20 protein-coding genes and 1 pseudogene are annotated in these 17,414 nt (G+C 71.6%); 7 read left to right on the forward strand and 14 right to left on the reverse strand.

Annotation, left to right across the window (positions count from 1 at the left end; genetic code table 11):
• Position 1: 1 nt before the first annotated feature.
• Positions 2-1,144 (forward strand): glycosyltransferase, encoded by a 1,143-nt coding sequence (locus L3Q67_RS33600; protein ID WP_499185431.1) that lies wholly within the window; start codon positions 2-4, stop codon positions 1,142-1,144.
• On the opposite strand, the gene L3Q67_RS33605 is transcribed toward L3Q67_RS33600, so the two are convergent.
• Positions 1,138-1,554, reverse strand: coding sequence for a nucleoside deaminase (locus L3Q67_RS33605; protein ID WP_209667051.1), 417 nt, complete (start codon positions 1,552-1,554; stop codon positions 1,138-1,140). The genes L3Q67_RS33600 and L3Q67_RS33605 overlap by 7 nt on opposite strands.
• Positions 1,551-2,396 carry an LLM class oxidoreductase gene (locus L3Q67_RS33610; protein WP_499185432.1) on the reverse strand — a complete coding sequence of 282 codons (846 nt, stop codon included), beginning with the start codon at positions 2,394-2,396 and terminating at the stop codon, positions 1,551-1,553. Before L3Q67_RS33610 ends, L3Q67_RS33605 begins: the two co-directional genes overlap by 4 nt.
• Before the next feature lie 94 nt (positions 2,397-2,490).
• Between L3Q67_RS33610 and L3Q67_RS33615 the strand changes: the two genes are divergently transcribed.
• The 3 genes from L3Q67_RS33615 to L3Q67_RS33625 are packed head-to-tail and all read left to right on the forward strand — an operon-like array spanning position 2,491 to position 4,560.
• On the forward strand, positions 2,491-2,955 hold the full coding sequence (locus tag L3Q67_RS33615) for an Lrp/AsnC family transcriptional regulator (protein ID WP_499185433.1): 465 nt from the start codon (positions 2,491-2,493) through the stop codon (positions 2,953-2,955).
• A 43-nt stretch (positions 2,956-2,998) separates the two neighbouring features.
• Positions 2,999-3,346 carry a YciI family protein gene (locus tag L3Q67_RS33620; RefSeq protein ID WP_499185434.1) on the forward strand — a complete coding sequence of 116 codons (348 nt, stop codon included), beginning with the start codon at positions 2,999-3,001 and terminating at the stop codon, positions 3,344-3,346.
• Positions 3,346-4,560, forward strand: coding sequence for an RNA polymerase sigma factor (locus L3Q67_RS33625; RefSeq protein WP_499185435.1), 1,215 nt, complete (start codon positions 3,346-3,348; stop codon positions 4,558-4,560). The genes L3Q67_RS33620 and L3Q67_RS33625 overlap by 1 nt, the downstream gene beginning before the upstream one ends.
• Here the strand turns inward: L3Q67_RS33625 and L3Q67_RS33630 are convergent.
• The 4 genes and pseudogenes from L3Q67_RS33630 to L3Q67_RS33645 all read right to left on the reverse strand — a co-directional run bounded on the left by L3Q67_RS33630 (position 4,553) and on the right by L3Q67_RS33645 (position 7,412).
• Positions 4,553-4,948: an NUDIX hydrolase gene (locus L3Q67_RS33630; protein ID WP_499191709.1), complete on the reverse strand. Its 396-nt coding sequence runs from the start codon at positions 4,946-4,948 to the stop codon at positions 4,553-4,555. The genes L3Q67_RS33625 and L3Q67_RS33630 overlap by 8 nt on opposite strands.
• 9 nt (positions 4,949-4,957) lie before the next feature.
• Positions 4,958-6,145 (reverse strand): annotated as a pseudogene (locus L3Q67_RS33635) (RNA polymerase sigma factor); the annotation flags it as partial.
• A complete protein-coding gene (locus tag L3Q67_RS33640; RefSeq protein WP_499185436.1) occupies positions 6,142-6,507 on the reverse strand; it encodes a YciI family protein in 366 nt (121 codons plus the stop codon). The pseudogene L3Q67_RS33635 and the gene L3Q67_RS33640, both read right to left, overlap by 4 nt.
• Positions 6,504-7,412 (reverse strand): carbon-nitrogen hydrolase family protein, encoded by a 909-nt coding sequence (locus L3Q67_RS33645; protein WP_499185437.1) that lies wholly within the window; start codon positions 7,410-7,412, stop codon positions 6,504-6,506. Before L3Q67_RS33645 ends, L3Q67_RS33640 begins: the two co-directional genes overlap by 4 nt.
• 101 nt (positions 7,413-7,513) lie before the next feature.
• Here L3Q67_RS33645 and L3Q67_RS33650 point away from each other — a divergent pair, with 101 nt between their 5' ends.
• On the forward strand, positions 7,514-8,713 hold the full coding sequence (locus L3Q67_RS33650) for an MFS transporter (RefSeq protein WP_499185438.1): 1,200 nt from the start codon (positions 7,514-7,516) through the stop codon (positions 8,711-8,713).
• Between the two features lie 7 nt (positions 8,714-8,720).
• On the opposite strand, the gene L3Q67_RS33655 is transcribed toward L3Q67_RS33650, so the two are convergent.
• Positions 8,721-9,104, reverse strand: a complete 384-nt coding sequence (locus L3Q67_RS33655; RefSeq protein WP_499185439.1) for a hypothetical protein — start codon at positions 9,102-9,104, stop codon at positions 8,721-8,723.
• A 78-nt stretch (positions 9,105-9,182) separates the two neighbouring features.
• Here L3Q67_RS33655 and L3Q67_RS33660 point away from each other — a divergent pair, with 78 nt between their 5' ends.
• Positions 9,183-9,620, forward strand: coding sequence for a YybH family protein (locus L3Q67_RS33660; RefSeq protein WP_499185440.1), 438 nt, complete (start codon positions 9,183-9,185; stop codon positions 9,618-9,620).
• On the opposite strand, the gene L3Q67_RS33665 is transcribed toward L3Q67_RS33660, so the two are convergent.
• The 5 genes from L3Q67_RS33665 to L3Q67_RS33685 are packed head-to-tail and all read right to left on the reverse strand — an operon-like array spanning position 9,604 to position 13,865.
• The gene (locus L3Q67_RS33665) at positions 9,604-10,374 is read right to left on the reverse strand and encodes an SDR family NAD(P)-dependent oxidoreductase (protein WP_499185441.1); all 771 of its coding nucleotides are present in this window, start codon (positions 10,372-10,374) and stop codon (positions 9,604-9,606) included. The genes L3Q67_RS33660 and L3Q67_RS33665 overlap by 17 nt on opposite strands.
• Positions 10,371-11,060 carry an acetoacetate decarboxylase family protein gene (locus L3Q67_RS33670; RefSeq protein ID WP_499185442.1) on the reverse strand — a complete coding sequence of 230 codons (690 nt, stop codon included), beginning with the start codon at positions 11,058-11,060 and terminating at the stop codon, positions 10,371-10,373. Before L3Q67_RS33670 ends, L3Q67_RS33665 begins: the two co-directional genes overlap by 4 nt.
• On the reverse strand, positions 11,057-11,926 hold the full coding sequence (locus L3Q67_RS33675) for an alpha/beta hydrolase (RefSeq protein WP_499185443.1): 870 nt from the start codon (positions 11,924-11,926) through the stop codon (positions 11,057-11,059). Before L3Q67_RS33675 ends, L3Q67_RS33670 begins: the two co-directional genes overlap by 4 nt.
• A complete protein-coding gene (locus L3Q67_RS33680; RefSeq protein ID WP_282772046.1) occupies positions 11,923-12,549 on the reverse strand; it encodes a TetR/AcrR family transcriptional regulator in 627 nt (208 codons plus the stop codon). Before L3Q67_RS33680 ends, L3Q67_RS33675 begins: the two co-directional genes overlap by 4 nt.
• On the reverse strand, positions 12,546-13,865 hold the full coding sequence (locus tag L3Q67_RS33685) for a flavin-containing monooxygenase (RefSeq protein ID WP_499185444.1): 1,320 nt from the start codon (positions 13,863-13,865) through the stop codon (positions 12,546-12,548). Before L3Q67_RS33685 ends, L3Q67_RS33680 begins: the two co-directional genes overlap by 4 nt.
• Before the next feature lie 90 nt (positions 13,866-13,955).
• Here L3Q67_RS33685 and casG point away from each other — a divergent pair, with 90 nt between their 5' ends.
• Entirely contained in the window at positions 13,956-15,584 is a 1,629-nt protein-coding gene (gene casG, locus L3Q67_RS33690; RefSeq protein WP_499185445.1) for a class I adenylate-forming enzyme family protein, read from the forward strand.
• Here the strand turns inward: casG and L3Q67_RS33695 are convergent.
• Together L3Q67_RS33695 and L3Q67_RS33700 are read right to left on the reverse strand one after the other, a co-directional pair.
• Positions 15,563-16,729 (reverse strand): tyrosine-type recombinase/integrase, encoded by a 1,167-nt coding sequence (locus L3Q67_RS33695; RefSeq protein WP_499185446.1) that lies wholly within the window; start codon positions 16,727-16,729, stop codon positions 15,563-15,565. The two genes, casG and L3Q67_RS33695, sit on opposite strands and share 22 nt — an antisense overlap.
• Before the next feature lie 29 nt (positions 16,730-16,758).
• On the reverse strand, positions 16,759-17,412 hold the full coding sequence (locus tag L3Q67_RS33700; protein WP_499185447.1) for a transcriptional regulator: 654 nt from the start codon (positions 17,410-17,412) through the stop codon (positions 16,759-16,761).
• Positions 17,413-17,414: the final 2 nt, after the last annotated feature.

Genomic DNA, 17,414 nt, shown 5'->3' on the forward strand with positions numbered 1-17,414 from the left:
GGTGCGCATCCTGTTCACCTTCGCCGGGGGTACCGGCCACTTCAACCCGCTCGCGCCGATCGCCAGGGCCGCCGAAGCCGCCGGTCACCAGATCGCCTTCACCGGGCAGGCGGCACTGCTGGAAACCGTGCGGGCCGCGGGTTTCACCGCGTTCGACACCGGCGGCGACACCTTCGGCTCCCGCGAACGCCGGCCACTGGCCGAGATCGACCTCGACCAGGAGGAACAGGCGCTGCGCGAGGGATACGCGCGCCGGGTCGCCGGCGAACGCTGCCCGCGCATCATCGAACTCTGCCGTCATTGGCGAGCCGACGTCGTGGTGTGCGACGAAGCCGACTTCGGCGCGGTGGTCGCCGCGGAAAGCCTCGGCCTGCCACACGCCACCGTGCTGGTCATCGCCGCCGGTTCCCTGATCCGGCCCGGCCTGGTCGGTGAGCCGCTCAACGAACTGCGTGCCCGCCACGGACTCGACCCTGACCCGGAGATGGCGATGCTGGGCAGGCACCTCGTGCTCTCCCCGTTCCCGCCCAGCTACCGCGATCCGGCGTTCTCCCTGCCGCCGACCGCGCGGTCGCTCACCTTCGACCCCGTGGTCCCCGACGTGCCCGCCCCCGACTGGCTGCGCACCGACGCGCCCACGGTCTACTTCACCCTCGGGACCGTGTTCAACACCGAATCCGGCGACCTGTTCCACCGCGTGCTCACCGGACTGCGTGAACTACCGGTCAACGTGGTGATGACCGTCGGCCCTCACATCGACCCCGCCGAGTTCGGGCCCCAGCCGGACTCGGTGCGGATCGAGCGGTACATCCCCCAGGCCAGCCTGCTGCCGTGGTGCACGGCGATGGTGTCCCACGGCGGATCGGGCAGCGTGCTCGGCGCGCTCGCCCACGGAATGCCGATGGTCCTGCTGCCGCTGGGCGCCGACCAGCCGCACAACGCCGAACGCTGCGCGCAGCTCGGCGTGGCCCGGGTGCTCGACGCGATGACCGCGTCCTCGGCCGAGATCGCCGCCGCGACCGAGGACGTCCTGCACGAAGACGGCTACCGCCAGGCCGCCGGGCGCCTGCGTGACGAGATCGCCGGCCTGCCCGACGCCACCCACGCCGTCCGGTTATTGGAGGATCTGGTGCGGGCTCAGTAGTAGCCCTCGACCGGGACCCGGGCCTCCTCGTAGAGCGCGGGACCTTCCTGCGGCACGGGCGCGAATCCACCGCCGGGCTTGAGGCCGAGCAACTGTTCGTTCGACAGCGCGAAGACCACCCGGCCCAGTCCCGACCGCTCCAGCGCACCCGCGCACATGCCACACGGCTGGCAGCTGGTGTACAGCGTGGTCTTCGCCGCGGTCTCCGCGTCCAGGTTCTGCGCCGCCCAGCGCGCCAGCTTCAGCTCCGGGTGCGCGGTGATGTCGCCGTCGGTCAGCGAGGTGTTGTGGTCCTCGGCGAGCACGGTGCCGTCCGGCCCGGCCAGCAGCGAGCCGAACGGCGGGTTGCCGCCCTCGCGGGCCTTCGCCGCGAGGCCGATCGCGCGGCGCAGCAGTTCTTCTTCGGTCATCGGGTCAGCTCCCAGTTGTCGGCCACGGCCGCGAGCGCGTGCCAGGCGGTCTGCGGGTGGCGGGTCTCCTCAGGATCGCCGCCGAACGGGTCCAGCACCACGGTTTCGGCACCCAGGCGCCGCAACTCTTCGAGATCGCCCACGATCTGCTCGATCGTGCCTTCACCCGCCAGCCGCTCGGGACCCTCGATCGGGGAGTCGGTCAGGCGCAGGATGATGCGCGGCGCGAACGCCGGCGCCGGACGGCCTTCCGCCGCGGCGGCCTCGCCCAGCCTGACCAGCCCATCGCGCAGCCACGGGATCGTGTTCCGCAGCGGGTGCCAGGCATCGCCCAGGCGCGCGGCACGCCGGATGCCCGCGTCGCTGTTGCCGCCGATCCAGAGCGGGATCTGCTCGGTGCGGTAATCCTCCTTTTGTTCCCACGCCTCGCGCATCGCCCGCAGGTAGTCGTCGGTCAGTTTCCCGCGCCGCTCGTAGGGCACGTCCAGCGCCGCGAACTCCTGCCGGGCCCAGCCGACCGCCATGCCCAGCACCAGGCGGCCGCCGCTGAACTCGTTGAGGTTGGCGGCCATCCGCGCGGTCAGCAGCGGATGCCGGTACGGCGCCAGCAGGACCGTGGTGCCCAGCCGCACGCGGCTGGTCAGGCCCGCCAGCCACGACAACGTGGTGAACGGCTCGTAGAACGGCGGCGGGTACTGCTCGGCCACATCGGGGGTGATCACCAGGTGGTCGGAGACCATCAGCAGGTCGTAACCGAGGCCCTCGACCAGCTGCGCCCACGCGCGCAGCCGACCGGGATCGGTACCCGGGCCGAAATTGGGGACATTGACACCTATTCGCACGGGCTCAAGGCTAGGAGCGCGACCCACGAACGGGGAAGAGGATCTTCACGCCGTATCGCGGCCCTCGCCGTGGATCTGCCGGTATCTTCGCCCGGTGACCGAGAATCTCGACGCGACCGACTGGGCCATCCTGATCGAGGTCCAGCAGGACGGCCGGATCCCGCTCACCGAACTGGGCAAGCGGGTCAACCTCAGCGCGTCGGCGACCACCGAGCGGGTGAAGCGGCTCGAAGCGGCGGGCGTGATCACCGGGTACCGCGCCACCGTCGACCTCGGCAAGGCCGGTTATCCCGTGCTCGCCGTCGTCCGGCTGAAGTACCCCGGCAGCAAGCACGGCCCGCTGCACAAACTGCTCGGCGAACGCATGGAAATCCTCGAATGCCTGCGCACCACCGGTGACGACTGCTACACGCTCAAGGTCGCCGCCGGTTCGATGGCCCACCTCGAACGGCTCATCGACGACCTGGCGCAGTTCGGCAGCACCACCACGAACGTGGTCTACAGCCAGACCCTGCCCTACCGCGGCCCCCAGTCGCCGCCGGGTGTCGATCCTGGCTGAGCCCGCTCGTGTAGGGGGTGAGAGCCAACCCCGAGGAGGAACCGTGCAGCAGTACCTGCTCAACATCCAGCAGCCCGTCGGCGACCCGCCGCCGCCCGAGGTGCTGGAACCGATCATGCGCGGGCTGACCGCGCTCAACGACGAGATGCGCGCCGCGGGGGCGTGGGTGTTCGCCGGCGGGCTGCACGACCCGGACGCGTCCTCGGTGGTCCGCGTCCAGGACGGCGAAGTGGTGGTGACCGACGGGCCCTACATCGAAGGCAAGGAGCACGTCGGCGGGTTCACCGTCCTGCGCGCCGCCGACCTCGACGAGGCACTGAAGTGGGCGGGCAGGCTGACCCGGGTGCTCGGGTTGCCGATCGAGGTCCGGCCTTTCCACGACCGGGTCTGATGCACGCGGAGATCGAGCGGGTCTTCCGCGAGGAGTACGGCCGCGCCGTCGCCGTGCTGGTCCGCTTCCTCGGCGACATCGACCTCGCCGAGGAAGCGGTCCAGGACGCGTTCGGCGAGGCCGTGCGCCGCTGGCCGTCGGCCGGGCTCCCGCCGAGCCCGGCAGGCTGGATCATCACCACCGCCCGCAACCGCGGGATCGACCGCCACCGCCGCGAAGCCACCCGCGAGGACCGGCACACCGAGGCGGTGCGCCTGGGCAGGCTGCACTCCGGGGGCGAACCACCGGAGGAGGGACCCGTGCGCGACGACCGGCTGCGCCTGATCTTCACCTGCTGCCACCCGTCGCTGGCCGTCCCGGCGCAGGTGGCGCTCACCCTGCGGCTGCTCGGCGGGCTCACCACCACCGAGATCGCCCACGCCTTCCTGGTGCCCGAGCCGACCATGGCGCAGCGGCTGGTCCGCGCCAAGGGCAAGATCCGCAAGGCCGGCATCCCGTACCGGGTGCCCCACGAGGCCGACCTGCCCGCCCGGCTGCGTGCCGTGCTCACCGTGGTCTACCTGATCTTCAACGAGGGTTACTCGGCCAGCTCCGGCGACCGGCTCGTGCGCGAGGACCTGTGCGCGGAGGCGGTGCGGCTGGGCAGGCTGCTGGCCGAGCTGATGCCGGACGAACCCGAAGCGCTGGGCCTGCTCGCGCTGATGCTGCTGACCGAGTCGCGCCGGCCCGCGCGCACCACGACCGGCGGTGACCTGGTGCTGCTCGCCGACCAGGACCGCGGCCGCTGGGACCGCGCGCTGATCGACGAAGGCCAGGACCTCGTCCGCCGGTGCCTGCGCCGCAACCGGCCCGGGCCCTACCAGCTCCAGGCCGCGATCAACGCCGTGCACAGCGACGCGCCCACCGCCGCGGACACCGACTGGGCCCAGATAGTCCAGCTCTACGACCAGCTCCTGGCGCTCAGCCCGGGGCCGGTGGTGGCGCTGAACCGGGCGATCGCGGTGGCCGAGCGCTCCGGCCCGGCCACCGCACTGTCCCTTGTGGACGAACTCGACCTGGGTTCCTACTACCTGTTCCACGCCGTGCGCGCGGATCTGCTGCGCCGGCTCGACCGCCGCGCGGAGGCCGCCGAGGCCTACGACCGGGCAATCTCGCTGGCGGAGAACGCCGCCGAGCGGCGGCTGCTGACCGAGCGGCGGGCCGCGCTCACTTGAGCAGCCCGGCCTCGTGCAGGTGGTCGAAGACCAGGCGGCCGACAGGCGAGAGGCGGTCGCGATCGGCGTAGGTCAGCCAGCCGATCTCTTCGACCTCCTCGCTGGCGCGCAGCGTGCCCTCGTAGTCGGCGGTGTAGCAGGTCATCCGCACTTCGGTCCCGGCGCTCTTGCCGTGTGCCTGCGCGCTGAAGGTGCCCGCCGCGGCGACGCTTCCGGGCACGATGGTGACCGCCAGTTCCTCTTCGATCTCCCGGACCAGGGTCTGCAGATCGGTCTCGCCGGGGTCGCGCTTGCCGCCGGGCAGGTAGTAGGTGTCCTTGCCGCGCGAGCGGGCGCCGAGGATCCTGCCGTCGCGCAGGTGGATCCAGGCGATCTTGTCGATGGTCATCGGGCTCCCCGCCTTGTCTTCGAGATAACGCCGTTCGGGCTCGCTGAGCGTGCGCGCCGCGGCGAGACGGTAGTGCTCCCGCGCGGCGTCGTGCGCACCGGCCAGCTCGAGCAGGTGCGCGCGAACCGCGGCGAGCCGGTGGTGCCCGGCCAGCGCCGGTTCCGCCTCGGCTTCGGCCAGCCGCTCCAGCGCCGCTCGCGGGCCGTGGACCATGGCGAACGCGACCAGCCGGTTGAGCGTGACCATCGGACCGGGCGCCAGGGTGTGCAGCAAGCCGTACAGGGTCAGGATCTGCGGCCAGTCGGTGTCCTCGGCACGGGCGGCTTCACCGTGCACAGCGGCGATCGAGGCCTGCAACTGGTACGGCCCGATCGGCGCGGACGCCAGCGCCTCGGTGATCAACTCGGTGCCTTCGGCGAGCATCTGCGCCGACCAGAGCGTGCGGTCCTGCTCGGCGAGCGGGACCAGGGCGCCGTCGGCACGCGTGCGGGCCGGGCGGCGCGCGTCGGTGAGCACCATCAGCGCCAGCAGCCCGGCGACCTCACCGTCGCCGGGCAGGCTCGCGTGGAGCTGGCGGGTCAGGCGGATCGCCTCGGCGGTCAGGTCCACGCGATGGAGTTCGGCGCCGGAACTGGCGGTGTGGCCTTCGGTGAAGATCAGGTAGAGCACGCCGAGCACGGAGGCGAGCCGCTCGGCCCGTTCGCCCTCCGGCGGCATCTTGAACTGGGCGCCGCCCGCCTTGATCTGCTTCTTGGCACGGCTGATGCGCTGGCCCACCGTCGATTCCGGGACCAGGAACGCCCGCGCGATCTCCGCGGTGGTCAGCCCGCCGACCGCCCGCAGGGTCAGCGCCACCTGCGAGACCGGGGTCAGCGACGGGTGGCAGCACAGGAACAGCAGGGTCAGGGTGTCGTCGGCATCGGGCACCACGACCGGCTCGGCCGGGGTCCGCGCGAACACCGTCTCCTCACGACGGCGGCGCGCGGTGTCGCTGCGCCACTGCTCGGTCCACCGGCGGGAGGCGACGGTGATCAGCCAGCCCGCCGGATTCGACGGCACACCCTGCTCCGGCCACTGCAACGCGGCCGCGAGCAACGCCTCCTGCACCGCGTCCTCGCAGGTGTCGAACCCTCCGTGGTGGCGGACCAGCGCGCCCAGCACCCGCGGCGCCAGCTCACGCAGCAGATCCTCGATCATGCCATCCCGGGCATGGCCAGCACCGGACGCACCTCGACCAGGCCGAACGCGGCTTCGGGCACCTTGGCGGCGATCTCCACCGCACGCTGCTCGCCGGCGCAGTCGACCAGGTAGAACCCGGCCAGCTGCTCCTTGACCTCGGCGAACGGGCCGTCGGTGGTGATCGCCCTGCCCTCGCGCGCCAGCACCCGGGTGGTGCGCACCTGGTCGAGCGGCTCGGTGACGATCAGCTCGCCCGAGGCGGTGAGTTCGCGGTTGAGCGCCTCGTACGCGCTCCAGCCCTCGGCCCGCTCGTCGGCGGAGAACGCCTGCCACAGCTCACGGGATTCCGGGTTGCTGTAGATCAGGATCAGGTATTTCACGAGCCGAGTCTGCCAGGCCGGTTCGGCGAACGCGCCCCAGTTCGCGGACCGAGGCTGGTCCTCGCCCGTGATCGCGGGTCGTCGACGAGGTCGCCGCTGTGCAGAACGCCGTCCATCGCCCGGCCCCGCCACCGCGCCGTCGAGTCGTACAGCTCGGCGTCGGTGTCCACTTCGGACACCAGTACCCCGGCCCGGTTGCGGGGCAGGCGCCCGGTGACGATGCCGTCCGCGCGCACGAAGAACGCACCCCAGCAGCTCTGCGGCGCCGAGGAGTTCGGGCAGCTGATCCAGACGTGGTTGGCCGCGGCCGCGGCGATCATCGACGGCGGCATGGTGGCCGCGGGATACGGCCGGTCCGCCAGTTCGCCCGCCGGGACATTGCCCGCGTGGTAGGAGTGGAAGACCAGGTCGACGTCCTCCCGCCGGTACTCGCGGTACAGCTCGGGAAACCGGTACTCATAGCAGATCAACGCTCCACAGCGGACCCCGTCGATGGTGAACACGCTCCGGTGGTCACCGGGGGAGTAGTGCGCCAGATCCACCGAAGCGCAGAACCGCTTGTCGTAGCGGTCGACCAAGCCGCCCGTGTCGTCGACGAGGTACAGGCTGTTGTGCGGCTGGTGGCCCTCGCTCAGCCGGTGGGCCGACCCGAGCACCAACCACATCCCCAGTTCCGCGGCCAGCTCCCTGATCCGGCCGACCGCGTCCTCCAGCGCGGGCCAGTCGAATCCTTCGTGGCTCTCGAAATCGGCGACCGCGTAACCGGACAGCGCGCATTCCGGGAAGTGCGCGACCCGCGCGCCCCGCTGACGCGCGGACCGCATCTGCCGCCGGATGTAGCCGGCGTTGCGCGCGATGTCCGCGCTCACCGGGAACTGGCAGGTCGCCACCGTCAGCTTCGGCATCACCCGAGGATCACAGCCGGGCCCCGGCGCGGGCAACTCGGTTGTGGGAGACCAACCTCCGGTTGTTTGAGCCGCGGGTGGCGGCTTGCTTGGATCACCGCGTGCGGGAGCGACTGGGGCGGCGGTTCGGCTGGTTGTGGGCGGCGTACGCGGTCAGCACCTTCGGCACCCGGTTCGCGCTCAACGCGTTCACGCTGATCGCCATCGTCGCGCTGCACGCCGGCCCGGCCGAGGTTTCGCTACTCGCCGCCGCCGGCCTGGTGGCGGGCGCGGTGGTGGCGCTCCCGCTCGGCCCGTGGGTGGAGTTCCGCCGCAAACGCCCGGTGATGCTCGGCATGGACCTGATCCGGTTCGCGGCCATGCTGAGCGTGCCCGCCGCCTACCTCGCCGGCTGGCTGAGTTTCGCCCAGCTGCTGGTCGTTTCCGTGATCTGCGCCGCGGCCGACATCACCTTCCAGGCCGCGAGCGGCGCCTACCTCAAAGCCCTGCTGCCCCCGGCGGACCTGCTGGTGGCCAACGGGCGGTTCGAGTCCACGAACTGGACCGCCACCGTGCTCGGGCCACCGCTCGGCGCGGCCGCGATCGGCTGGTTCGGCCCGGTCGCCGCGGTCCTGGGCAACGCGGCGGGCTACCTGCTCTCCGCACTGGGCATCCGCGCGATCGGCGGCGGCGAACCACCGCCCGCGCGCACCGGCGGCCCACTGAGCGGCCGCGACCTGGTCGAAGGCTGGCGCTTCATCCTGACCCACCTCGAACTGCGACGGCTGTTCGTCGACACGGTCCTGGTCAACGGCCTGATCCTGGCCCCGCAGCCGGTGCTGGCCGTGCTGATGCTCGGCGAACTCGGCTTCGCGCCGTGGCAGTACAGCCTCGCGTTCGCCGCGCCCTGCATCGGTGGGCTGCTCGGCTCGCGGCTTTCACGCGGGCTCGTTGCGCGCTTCGGGCACGACCGGGTCCTGCGCACCGCGGGTCTGCTGCGCGTGTGCTGGCCCGTCGGGCTCGTGTTCGTCCACCCCGGCACCACCGGCCTGCTGCTGGTCATCGTGGTCGAATTGGGGCTGATCACCTCGATGGGCGTGTTCAACCCGGTGTTCGCCACCTACCGGCTCGGGCAGGTCCCGGCGGGCCGGGTGACGCGCACGCTGTCGGCGTGGTCGGTCACCGCCAAGACCACCACCGCCGCGCTGACCGCGCTGTGGGGCGTGCTCGCCGCGGCCACCGGCCCGCGCACCGCCCTCGCCCTGGCGGGCCTGCTCATCCTGGCGACACCGGGCATCGCGCGCCGAGCCGCCCGCCGCTGAGGACCGTTCACAGGTGGGGGTGCGGGTCCAGCGGTGGTTCGCCGCCGACCGTGTCCAGCCCGGCGGCCCGCACCACCGGGATGTACTCGTCCTCGATCTCGATCACCAGGCCGCCGACCGTGCAGGTCGCCGACAGCGAGCCGTGCCGCTCGATCGTGGCCCGGCCCCACCGTCGCGGGTGGCGCGCCCAGATCTTCGCCGGCTGGTACCGGCTCAGCAGTTTGACGCGGAAGACGACGATTTCCTTCTCCGTGACCGCGAGCAGCACGTTGAGGGGCGTCCCGCCGACCCCGTACGCCAGGATCATCGTGCCCGGCAGGACGTATTCGACGGTGGTGTCCGGTTCGAGCAGTGCGCGGCACTGACCGGGCACCGAATTCGGCATCGGCATGAACCCCTCCCCTGGGTGTGCCGCTCCCAGGATAGTCGCGGCCTTCTCGCGTCACCGCGATTTCGCCAGGCTGAGCGCATGGACGACTTCGAAACCGTGGCGACGGCACACGCGACCTGGTTGCGGGGCTGGGATCGCGAACCCGGCGACCCGCCCTTCGACTTCCGCGCGGTGCAGGGCGAGTTCTACGACTGGACCGCCCAGGACCTGCTGCTCTACGACGACGCCGATCCCGCGCACCGGGTGGCGCGCAGCGCCGAGGAGTACCGCTCGTGGTGGGAGCCGGTGTTCAGCGGACTCACCGCCGCCTACCACCAGCTCGCCGACGGCCCGCACGTGCTGGTGTCCGGCGATCTCGCCACCTCGCGACTGATGTTCATCGCCCGCCTGGTCGCCGCCGACGGGACCGAAACCGTTCTGCGGGCCACGAGTTCCCTGGTGTGGCGGCGCCGGCCCGATGGCTGGCGGATCGCGTGGGACCACACCTCGTCGGTCGAACTCAGTGAGCCGGTGTGACGTAGCGGGCGATGACCTGCCTGAGCGGACCCGGGACGAACCGGCGGGCACGCCAGAGCTGGCGCGTGCCGAAGCCGGGGAAGACGAACAGCGGCGCGCCCGGGTCCGCGATGGCACGGTCGACCGCGTCCAGCACAGCGCCGGGATCGGCGCCCGCACGATCGCCGAGCACCCCGGGATCGGCGGCCCGGACCCCGGCGGCCAGCGGCGTTTCCACGTGATCCGGGCACGCGCACAGCACCCGCACGCCGGTGCCCGCGGTTTCCATGGCGAGCACCTCGCAGTAGGCGTGCACCGCACCCTTCGACGCCGAATAGGCGGCGAGCCGGGGCGAGGGCAGCCACCCGGCGAGCGAGCCGAACACGACCATGGTGCCGTGCCCGGCCTCGATCATCGGCGGTATCGCCGCGCGAGCCAGGTGCACGGTGCCGAGGTAGTTCGTGTCGAGCACCCGCCGAAGTTCATCCAGGGGCTGGTCCAGCGCGCGGCCGATCCGGCAAAGCCCGGCCGCGTGGATGACTAGGTCGATCGGGCCGAGTTCCGCCCACGCCGTCGCGGCCGCTTCCCTCACCGCGGTCTCGTCGGCGACATCGCACTGATAGCCACGAACAGCGGGCGCCCGCCACGCGGTGGCGGCGAGGTTGTCACCGTCGATGTCCAGGGCCGCCACCGGCCGGCCCGTCGCGGCCAGGCGCAGTGCGGCCAGCCTGCCCAGGCCACTGGCCGCGCCGGTGACCAGCGCCGTGCCGGTCACCGCACGACCTCGGCCTCGCCGAAGGTCATCCGCATCCGGCCGATGACATTGGCGGACAACGCGCGCCGGGGCAGCCCGATCGTGCGGAGTTCGGCGGCGATCGGGTGGTCGCCGAGCAGGACCTCGGCGCCGCCAGGGCGCGCCCGCACCCCGGATGCCCGCAGTTCCCAAGGCGTCCGCCGGAGCACTCCGTCCAGGCAGGAGTAGGCGTCGATGGAGGTGGCCGCGGCGCCACTTGGCACCGGAACACCGGGTTTGACCAGCAGCCCCATGGCGAATTGCCCGTCCGCCCGCACCACACAGCTCTTCGTGCGCCCGGCCAGCCGCAGCTCGATGTCGGTCATCTCCTTCGGAAAACCCCAGATGGTGCGGCCCGCTTCGAGCGTGAACGGCTGGTTGACCGGCAGCCAGTGGATGAACGCGCCGAACCCGCGCCCGGCGGGGGAGCGGATGAGGTAGGCCACGCCGAATTCGTGGTACGGCCCCAGATCGCCGTCGAGATACCGGACGAAGACCAGCGAACACAGCGCCCGGCCGGGTACCGGCTCGACCAGGTCCACCCCGGCGTAGCGCAGCAACGGCCGCACGGCGGACGCGCGCACGGCGAAGGTGGCCGCGCACGCCGTGGCATCGCGGATCTGGACCGGCAGCGTCACTTGCTGCCCCTGGATCGTATGGGTCGTCACGGCCGTACCTTTCGCCGCAGGAACGCGAGCTGGTGGTCGACGGCGAGCCGGAACCACCGGTTGCCGGGGAAGACGTCGAAGTGGTCGCACGGGTACCGGCGCACCTCGGCACGCGCGGCCACCGCGGCCTTGGCGGCGGACTGGGGCGGGCTCATCCGGTCGAGGTCGGCGATCTGGACCAGCAGCGGACCGCGGACCGCCCGCGCCTGCCTCACCGGCCGGTACCGGGCGATCTCCACCATGGCACGCGGATCGACCTCGTTGCGCCAGCTCGGCCCGGCCATCGCGGTGTACGCCTCGAACTGCCCTGGCAAGGACAGGAGCGCGCCGGACCCCGGCAGTCCGACCAATTGCACGTTTCGCCGCGCCACCAAGCTGGTCACCGCAGAGCGGGCCATGCCGCCGGGTGGGTGGCTCCCGACCGCGTGACGGACCGCGGCGAGTCCGTCGACCAGCGGCACCAGGGCCACGGTCGCCGCCACCTCGGCGTCACGGGCCGCTGTCACCAGAACGTGCCCGCCCGAAAGGGAAGCGCCCCACAGCACGATCCGCCGAGGATCCACCCCGTCGAGCCCGCGAGCCGTGGCCACCGCCGCGCGGTAGTCGGCGAGCTGGCGTGCGATCGACACCGCCTGCCGCGGTCCGCCTCCGCTTTCGCCGAAACCGCGGTAATCGAAGGCGAGCGTGTCCAGCCCGGCGCGGGCGAACTCGGCCGCGAAGGCATCAAGACCGCTGTCGCGAGTCGCGCCGAAACCGTGGGCCATGACCACACAGGGCACGCCGTCCGCGGTGCGCAGCTCGTCGGATTCGGCCGGAAATCGCCGACCCGAGCAGGTGGCGCCTTCGACGGCGAAGGTGACGGTCATGGGCAGCTGCCGTAGATCGTCCGCAGCCACACCGTGACCAGCGTGTCCAGCAGCGCTTCGGCGGGCACCGACGCGCTGCCGCGGGAGAGCCGTTCCAGCGCACGATCGTTGAGTTCGAGCAGGACGGTGGCGAGCAGCGCGGCGTCGGGACCGTCCGGCGCGTGACCCGCCGCGCGTTCCTGCTCGATCATGGACGCGACCTGCGGCACGAAGGATTCCCGGTCCTGGTCCCACAGCTCGCGCACGGTCCGGTCGGCGTCGCGGGCGTCGAGCATCGCGCGGAAGACGTGCCGGTGCTTGGTCCAGGCGTCGAACAGGCCGGCCATCGTGCGGCGGATCCGGTCCTCGGGAGCGCCCTCCGCCGACAGCAACTCGGTGCCCGCGGTGAACGCCTCCTGGTACATCTCGTCGCACAGGGCCGCGACGGCGATCGCCTTGTTCTCGAAGTAGAAGTAGAAAGCCGAACGCGTGACCTCCGCGCGCTGCGCGATGTCGCGCACGTTGATCGCGGCGAAGGTGTCCTCGCGCAGCAGTTCGTCGAGCGCCCCGAGCAGCGCCCTGCGCCGCTGATCACCCCGGTTGGGGCCACGGCGGTCCAGTACCTGGTCCTTCGCCGGGCTCATGCCGTCCTCCTCGCCCGCGCCAGTCCCGCGGGCAGTTCCCGGGTGCGGATGTCGTGTTCGTAGATGAAGTAGTCGACCTGCTGGGTGTGCCGCGGCCGGTCGGCGAAGTGCGCGACGAACCGCCGCTCGTCCTCGGCGAGGACCCGCTGCATCTCCGGCTCGTCCGGAAGCCGGTAGGTGCCCGCGAGCCAGGCCGCGAGCAGCCGCGCCTGGCACTCCACGAACGGGAACAGCGTCGGCGTCGCCTGCGCGAACCCGATGAACGCCAGATCGTCCAAGCCCGGCTTGAACATCCTCTTGTAGAGCGGGAACCGGTTGCCCGGCGCGCTGAGGAACTCCGGGTCGAAGAACGGGAACGAGATGTTGTACCCGGTCGCGTAGATGATCACGTCGAACTCGGCGGAGGTGCCGTCGGTGAAGTGCACGCGGTCGCCGTCCAGGCGGCTGATGTCGGGCTTCGCGGTGACGTCCCCGGAGCCGAAGCGGAGCGGGAGTTCCTGCGACTGGGTGGGGTGCGCCTCGAGGAAGTGGTGGTCCGGCGTGGGCAGGCCGAAGCGTTCCGGTCGCCCGGTGAGCAACCGGGGGCCGTTGCGGGCCAGCCGCCGCTGCCAGGACAGCGGGAGGTGGGGAGAGGTGGCGAAGAGCCGGTCGGCGGGCACGCCCATGATGTACTTCGGCACGATCCACGCCCCCGAGCGGGTCGAGAGCACCACGGTGTTGTCCAGCGCCCGCTGGGAGAGTTCGACGGTGATGTCGGCGGCGCTGTTGCCGAGGCCGACCACGAGCACCCGCTTCCCGTGGATCTCCAGCGGATCAGTGGGATCGACGTAGTGGTGCGAATGCAGGACCTCGCCGCTGAACTCGCCGGGGAAGTCGGGGAAGCGCGGATCCCAGTGGTGGCCGTTCGCGACGACCAGCGCGTCGAACAAATGCACCTCGCCGTCACCGGTCCGGATCTCCCAGCCTCCGCCTGGGCGCCGCCGCGCGTGTTCCACCGGCGTCTCGAAGCGGATGTTGTCCTTGAGGGAGAACGCTTCCGCGTACCGCTCCAGGTACTCCTTGATCTGCGAGTGGTGCGGGAAGTCGGGGAAGTGCTCCGGCATCGGGAAGTCCATGAAGGACAGTCGGTGCTTCGAGGTGTCGATGTGCAGCGACCGGTACGCGCTGGAATGGCCGTTGGGGTTGCCGAACGCCCAGTTGCCGCCGATCCGGTCCGAGGACTCGAAGCACTCGTACGGCACGCCGTAGTCCGTCAGCATCTTCCCGGCGCAGAGCCCGCTCAGGCCCGCCCCGATCAGACACGTCCGCGTGGTCATGCCGACCCACGCTACGAGCCCATTTGACACGTGTCAATTGCTGCGGACGCCTGTCGACATCCGCTCCGCCTGCCGCTAGCGTGGTGGTGCATGAACAGCAACGGCGCTGACCCGCGGCAGGCCCTCGCCGCGCTGACCGGACCGGGTGGCGAGTTCGAGATCGCCGAGCAGGAGGTGCTCGGGGCACGCATGCCGGTGTTCACCCGCCGGGCGCCGAACCTGGGCGCACTGCTGGCCGGAGCGCCCGCGCCGGGGGACCGGGAGTACCTGGTCAGCGCGCGCCGCAGGCTCACCTACGCCGAGCACGCCGAGCTGAGCGGTTCGTTCGCGGCCGTGCTGTCCCAGCGCTACGGGGTCGGCAAAGGGGACCGGATCGCCATACTGGCCGCCAACTGTCCGGAATGGATAGTCGCGTTCTGGTCGACCGTCCGGCTGGGCGCGATCTGCGCCGCCTACAACGCGTGGTGGTCGACCCCGGAGATCGCCTACGCCCTCGAGCACGCGCGGCCCACCGTGCTGATCGCCGACGCGGAACGAGCGGCCAAACTGCCGCCGCACCCCGGTATCCCGGTGCTGTCGCTCGAAACCGGCCTGCCGGAGCAGCACGGGCAGCCGCCCGAGGTGGCGGTCGGCGAGGACGATCCCGCCGCTATCGTCTACACCAGCGGCACCACCGGGAAACCCAAGGGCGTCACGCATTCGCACCGCAACCTGGTGGCCACGGCGAACTACCACCGGCTGATGAAGGCGATGTCCGCCGCGATGGACCCACGCCAGGCGGAACCGGGCCGCTGGCTGCTGAGCCTGCCGCTGTTCCACATCGCGAGCCTGCACAACGTGGCGGTGCCGCGGCTGGCCACCGGCGAAACCGTGGTGCTGAGCGAAGGCGCGTTCGACGCCCGCGCGACGCTGGACCTGGTGTCGCGGGAACGGGTGACCAACTGGACCGTGGTGCCCACGATGGCGAACCGGCTGGTGGCGGCCGGAACCGCCGGCTACGACCTGTCCGCGCTGAAGGCTTTCGGCCTCGCCTCGGCGCCGTCCTCACCCGCGCTGCAGGCCCGGCTGCGCGAGCTGGTCCCGGCCGCGCGCCAGAACCTGGTCACCAGCTACGGCCTCACCGAATCGGGCACCGGCGCGACGGTCACCAATCCCGCCGCGCTGGCGGCCGATCCGGAGACGGTCGGCACGCCGATCCCCACCGTGTCGATCCAGGTGCGCGACGACTCCGGGGCGGTCGTGCCGGACGGCGTGCCGGGGGAGATCTGGCTGCGCAGCCAGTACAACATGACCGGCTACTGGAACGACGAGGCGGCGACGGCCGCGGTGTTCGACGACGACCGCTGGATGCGCACCGGCGACATCGGCTGCCTGCGCGACGGCCTGCTGTACCTGACCACGCGGCGCAGCGATCTGATCCTGCGCGGCGGGGAGAACGTGTACCCGATCGAGGTCGAACACTGCCTCGACGAACACCCGGCCGTCGCGGAATCGGCCGTCATCGGGCTCGACCACGCGGACCTCGGACAGGAGGTGTGCGCGATCGTCGTCCTCGACTCGGAGGCGGACGAATCGGCGCTGCGTGACTACGTCGCCGAACGGCTGGCGTACTACAAGGTCCCGTCACGCTGGCACCTCACCACCGCGACACTGCCGCGGAACGCCACCGGCAAGGTCAAGCGCACCGAACTGCGCGGCTACTTCGGGTCGAGCAGGTAGACCGGGCTGCGGTCGCCGGTGTAGTCGGTGCGGTCGTAACGCATGGCGGTGTCCAGGCTGGCGACCCCGAGCAACGCCTGCACCGCCCGCGGTGGCGCGCCCTGGCGCAACGCGCGGGTGGCCACCGTCGCGCGCCCGGAGTGCGGCGAGAGCCGGACCTGAATCCCGGCCTCGCGGGCGATCCGGGACAGGATGCGCTGGGCGTCGCGCTGGGTGAGCGCCCGGCCGCCGGTGTGCTGGGGCTGGTGCGGATGCGGGGTCGAGGCGAGGACCGGCCCGCTGAGCTTGTCCCGCGGCACGCCTTCACGTTCGGCGCGCACGGCCCAATACCGCTCGAAGGTGGCGAGGGTTCCCGGCCCGATGGGGACGTGGGCGTCCTGCCCGCCTTTCTTGGTGTAGTGCAGGTTCGTGTGCTGACCGACCCGGCGGATGTTCTCGATGCGGGCGGTGCACAACCCGGTGACGCGCACGGCGAGGGTGAACAGCGCGCGGATCAGCGCGGTGTCCCGGAACGCGGTCTCGGTGCCCAGGCGGGTGGCGCGTTCCTCGATGTAGTCGAGAAACGCTTGGTACTCGGCGTCGTCGTCGAGCACTTGCAGCGGTGAGGTCGCCGGGACCGGCGGGCGGGTGACCGCGACCATCGGATTGCGCTGGGCGCGTTCGTGGCGCAGGAGGTAGGCGTACCAGCTGGACACCGCGTCGATGCGGTGCTTGACCGTGGTGGCACTGGGTTTCTGGAGCGTGACGGTGCCGTCGGGAGCCCGTTTCCTGGCGGTCATGGTGGCCTTCCAGGCGTCGCCGTCGGCTCCGTGCGCGTCGAGCGGATCGAGCTGGTTGGCCTCGCACCAGTGGAGCCAGTCGTCGAGTTCCCGCAGGTACCCGCGCTGGGTGTGCGGGGACTTGCCACTGAGCCAGGTCACCGTGAGCGCGCGCGGGGTGTAGCGGTCCTGCGGATCGGGCGGGGGGAGCGCGGGCAGTTCGGCGACCGTCCGGATCAGCCGTCCACGCTGGCGTTCGGCCTCCAGCACCTCCGCACCCACCGCCGTGGCGACCCGGTTCGCCGGCGCCTGCCGAGCCAGGATCCGCGCGGCTGCCTGCGCGTCGCCGGACTGGACCAGGGCCGGGTGGTTGTCTGGGGCGGGCATGGGCTCATTGTCGCGTAGCCGCGGGCGGCTCACCGGTTCGGGACGACCAGCCCGGTTTCGTAGGCGATCACCACCGCCTGCGCCCGGCTGGACAGGTTCAGCTTGCTCATCACGCGGTTGAGGTGGGTCTTCACCGTGCCGTCGGTGACCGTCAGCCGGTGCGCGATCTCGGCGTTGGTGATTCCGGTGCCCACCAGGCGCAGCACTTCCCGTTCCCGCGCGGTGAGCGCGTCCAGTGCGGGCGGCTCCCGCTCGGCCCTGGCGGCGAAGGCCTCGACGAGCCGCCGGGTGACGCTCGCGGCGAAGAGCCGGTCCCCGGTGGCGACCGCGACGATGGCGGCCAGCAACTGTTCCGGCGACACATCTTTGAGGAGGAACCCGTTCGCGCCCGCGCGCAGGCCGCCGTAGACGTACTCGTCGACGTCGAACGTGGTCAGCAGCAGGATCGCCGGCGCCCGGTCCGGCCGCTCGGCCAGTATCCGTTCGGTGGCGGCGATCCCGCCGATGCCGGGCATGCTGATGTCCATCAGGATGACCTCCGGCGACGTGGTCCCGGCCAGCTCGACCGCCTCTTCACCGCTGCTCGCCTCGCCGACGACCTCGAGTCCGGGGGCGGCGTGGATGAGCGCCGCGAGGCCGGCCCTGATCAGGACCTGGTCGTCGACGACCAGCACCGTGGTCATGT

Source organism: Saccharothrix sp. AJ9571, assembly GCF_021725495.1.
Lineage (GTDB): Bacteria > Actinomycetota > Actinomycetes > Mycobacteriales > Pseudonocardiaceae > Amycolatopsis > Amycolatopsis magusensis.